The 3,696-nt window shown below is 60.8% G+C and carries 3 protein-coding genes; 2 read left to right on the forward strand and 1 reads right to left on the reverse strand.

Translation table 11 applies throughout. The features are described 5' to 3' along the window. Positions 1–226: 226 nt before the first annotated feature. Positions 227–1,294 (reverse strand): multiple monosaccharide ABC transporter substrate-binding protein, encoded by a 1,068-nt coding sequence (chvE, locus tag J0I64_RS03280; protein WP_291406194.1) that lies wholly within the window; start codon positions 1,292–1,294, stop codon positions 227–229. A 509-nt stretch (positions 1,295–1,803) separates the two neighbouring features. Between chvE and J0I64_RS03285 the strand changes: the two genes are divergently transcribed. Both J0I64_RS03285 and J0I64_RS03290 read left to right on the forward strand, forming a co-directional pair. After that, the gene (locus J0I64_RS03285) at positions 1,804–2,520 is read left to right on the forward strand and encodes a FadR/GntR family transcriptional regulator (protein ID WP_291406192.1); all 717 of its coding nucleotides are present in this window, start codon (positions 1,804–1,806) and stop codon (positions 2,518–2,520) included. Positions 2,521–2,624: 104 nt separating this feature from the next. Next, positions 2,625–3,696 (forward strand): transglutaminase family protein (locus J0I64_RS03290; RefSeq protein ID WP_291406193.1); only part of this gene is annotated, 1,072 nt, incomplete at its 3' end.

Raw genomic sequence — 3,696 nt, forward strand, 5'->3', positions numbered from 1 at the left:
TCATCCCGGCGAATGCCGGGACCCAGATGGCGAGTTCAGATTTGCCCGCTAGGGGCGCCGCACCTGTCCAGCCCACTCATGTGTCTCAGGCTGGGCCCCGGCATTCGCCGGGTGACAGCCGGTGGCTGGTGGACGCTGTGAGCGGCACACACCACCAAACCCGAGAACCCAAATCTTGAAAGGGCCCCGCGTTGCCGCGGAGCCCCGATCTTGGCAAGCCCGAGGCTTACTGGATGTCTTCGGCCTTGAGGTAGCCCGAGTCGATCACGAGTTCCTTGTAGTTGGTCGCATCGACTTCATACGGGGTCAGCAGGATCGACGGCACAACCTTGACGCCATTGTTGTAGGTGGTGGTGTCGAGGCCTTCCGGCGTGCCGCCCGAAACCAGCGTGTCGACGAGGTCGGCAGTGGTCTTGGCCAGTTCGCGGGTGTCCTTGTAGATGGTCGAGTACTGTTCGCCAGCAACGATAGCCTTCACCGACGGAGCTTCAGCATCCTGGCCGGAGATGATCGGCCACGGCAGGTCGCCCGAGCCATAACCAACGCCGCGGAGCGACGAGATGATACCGCGCGACAGGCCGTCATAGGGAGCCAGAACGCCCTGGACGGTCGAGCCGTCCGAGTAGTTGGCGGAGAGGATGTTGTCCATGCGAGCCTGAGCAACAGCGCCGTCCCAACGAAGGGTACCGACGGTGTCCATGCCCTGCTGGCCGGACTTCACGGCGATATCACCAGCATCGATCAGCGGCTGGATGACCGACATGGCGCCGTCGTAGAAGAAGAAGGCGTTGTTGTCGTCCGGCGAACCGCCAAACAGTTCGACGTTCCACGGCTTCACGTTCGGGAAGCGTTCCTTGAGGCCCTTCACGATGGAATTGGCCTGGAGCACACCGACCTGGAAGTTATCGAAGGTGGTGTAGAGGTCCACATTCGGCGTGTCGCGGATCAGGCGGTCATAGGCGACAACCTTGATGCCGGCGTCCGCGGCCTGCTGCAGAACGGCCGACAGCGTGGTGCCGTCGATCGAGCCGATCACGAGAGCCTTGACGCCCTTGGTGACCATGTTTTCGATCTGGGCGAGCTGGTTCGGGATATCGTCTTCAGCAAACTGCAGGTCGACGGTGTAGCCCTTGGCTTCGAGAGCCGTCTTCAGTTCGTTACCGTCCGAGATCCAACGGAGCGACGACTGGGTCGGCATTGCAATGCCGATCTGGCCCTTATCCTGGGCATGGGCAACGCTTGCAGCGGAGGCCATCAGGGCACCGGCGGCAAACAGCGTCGCGATTGATTTCAGAACCTTCACGTCTCGACTCCCTTGAATAATTCGAGGTGATTGATGTGTTCGTCGTGGCTGCGGTCGGTCGGGCCAACTGGTTCCAGCACCCTTGCCGCACGGGCTTGGCCCACGCCGAAAACGGTGCGCACAGCGCCTGCCGACCTCACGTCGGTGCCCTGTGCCGAAACTGCATGATGTCCTCCTGCGAGCAGCTTTGCTGCCTTGCTGGCCCTCCCAAAAGCCACGGCAGGAAACTAGGATAATCAGATATGCTTGTAAAGCGACCCAATGTCGAAGCTGTGTATTTTTTCGATTGTCGAATATATATTCCCGGGCGTAGAAGGCCTGCTTTCCCGCCATTGCCGTTGACCGCGTTAGCCGCTAACCTGGAAAAAACAATGGGAGACTCCTCGCCACAACGTGCCCGATAGCGGCAGGCAGGAGTCAAAGGTATCAGATACCTTGGAGGCGCCGTGGCAGGTTTGAATGGAGACTCGAGGTCCGATCACGCGAGTGCTGCGAGCGTGGTGGCGGACGATCTCGCGCAACTGATCCTGGGCGAGCTTGCACCGGGTCAAAGTCTGCCCAGCGAAGCCGATCTTGCCACCCGTTATTCGGTCAGTCGCCTGACCATCCGCGAGGCGGTCAAACTCCTTGCGGGCCGCGGGCTTCTCGAGCTTTCGAGGGGGCGTCGGGCAGTGGTGCGCGAACCAGATGGCTCTGCCTTTTCAGACTTCCTCACCTCCCTCGTTCGTACTGATGCCAAAGGCATTTTCGACCTTATTGAGGTACGTCTGTCATTGGAGGTGCAATCGGCGACGCTGGCGGCCAAACGAGCCAACCGCGCCGGCATCACGGCCATCGAAAGTGCCCTCCATGGCATGCAGGACGCGATCGGGGATTCGCCCGACTTCGCAGACGAGACCGCCGAGGCCAACTTCCACGCTTACGACTTCGGTTTCCACGAGGCGGTCGCCCTCGCCAGCGGCAATCGCGTGCTTGGCTATCTCTTTGAAGCCATGGCTTCACCTTTGCGCGAGAGCTTCTTCATCAGCCAGCGCGGTCACGCCGAGCGCGGCCACACGCCTCAGGACACCGTCGCCGCCCATCAGCGCATTCTCGATTGCATCCGCGAGGGCAATGGCAGGGCTGCTGCCGAGGCGATGCGCATTCATCTGCGCGACACGGAGCGCGACATTCGCACCGCAGTCACCAAATTGGCCCCGGCATCCTCTCGAAGCTAACAGTCTGCTAGCGAAGTCACCGCCTATTCAAGCGCTTGAAACGTCGCTAAGCTCCCATTCGGGAAGCGCAAAATCTGTGGCCATGGAGCGAGCGACGCCGCCGAATGTCGATCAAAGCCGCAATCTATCACCGGACCCATTACAAGTATGATCGCCCCGTCATCCTGGCTCCGCAGATCATTCGCTTGCAGCCGGCACCCCACTCCAAGACCAAGGTCCTCAGCCACTCCCTGCGGGTCACGCCGAACCTTCATTTCGTCAATACGCAGCAGGATCCATACGGCAACTTCCTGACACGCTTCGTTTTTCCTGAGCCAGTCACCGAACTCAAGATCGAAGTCGACCTCATCGCCGACATGACGGTCTACAATCCCTTCGACTTTTTTGTCGAGGAATCAGCCGAGACCTGGCCCTTCGAATATCCCGAAGATATCCGCGCCGATCTCTCGATCTACCGCGTCCCGGAAAAACTTACCCCCGCCCTGCAGCGCTTCCTCGATACTATCGACCGGCGCCCGCGCAACACCGTGACCTTCGTCACCGAGCTCAACGCGACCCTCCAGCAGACGGTGAACTACATCGTCCGCATGGAGCCCGGCGTGTGGACACCCGACGAAACCCTGACCAATGGTCAAGGTTCATGCCGCGACTCCAGCTGGCTCCTCGTTAACATATTGAGAAACCTAGGCTTTGCGGCGCGTTTCGTCTCCGGTTACCTGATCCAGCTCAAACCCGACCTTGTCTCCCTCGACGGCCCTGCTGGCACCAACCACGATTTCACCGACCTCCACGCCTGGTGCGAAGTCTACCTCCCCGGCGCCGGCTGGATCGGCCTCGACCCCACCTCCGGTCTCCTCACCGGGGAGAGCCACGTCCCCCTCGCCGCCACCCCGCATTACCGCAATGCCGCGCCGATTTCCGGCCTCGCCTCCTATGCCGAGGTCGATTTCAACTTCGATATGAAGGTCACGCGCGTCGCCGAACACCCGCGCATCACCAAGCCCTTCTCGGACGAAAGCTGGAACCATCTCAATGCCTTAGGCCAGCAAGTCGATTCTATCCTGAAGGCTGAAGACGTCCGCTTGACCATGGGCGGCGAACCCACTTTCGTCTCCATCGACAATTTTGAAGCCGACGAATGGAATGCCGGCGCCGGCGGCCCCACCAAGCGCCGCC

It is taken from the genome of Devosia sp. (genome assembly GCF_017307565.1).
In the GTDB taxonomy this organism is placed as follows: domain Bacteria; phylum Pseudomonadota; class Alphaproteobacteria; order Rhizobiales; family Devosiaceae; genus Devosia.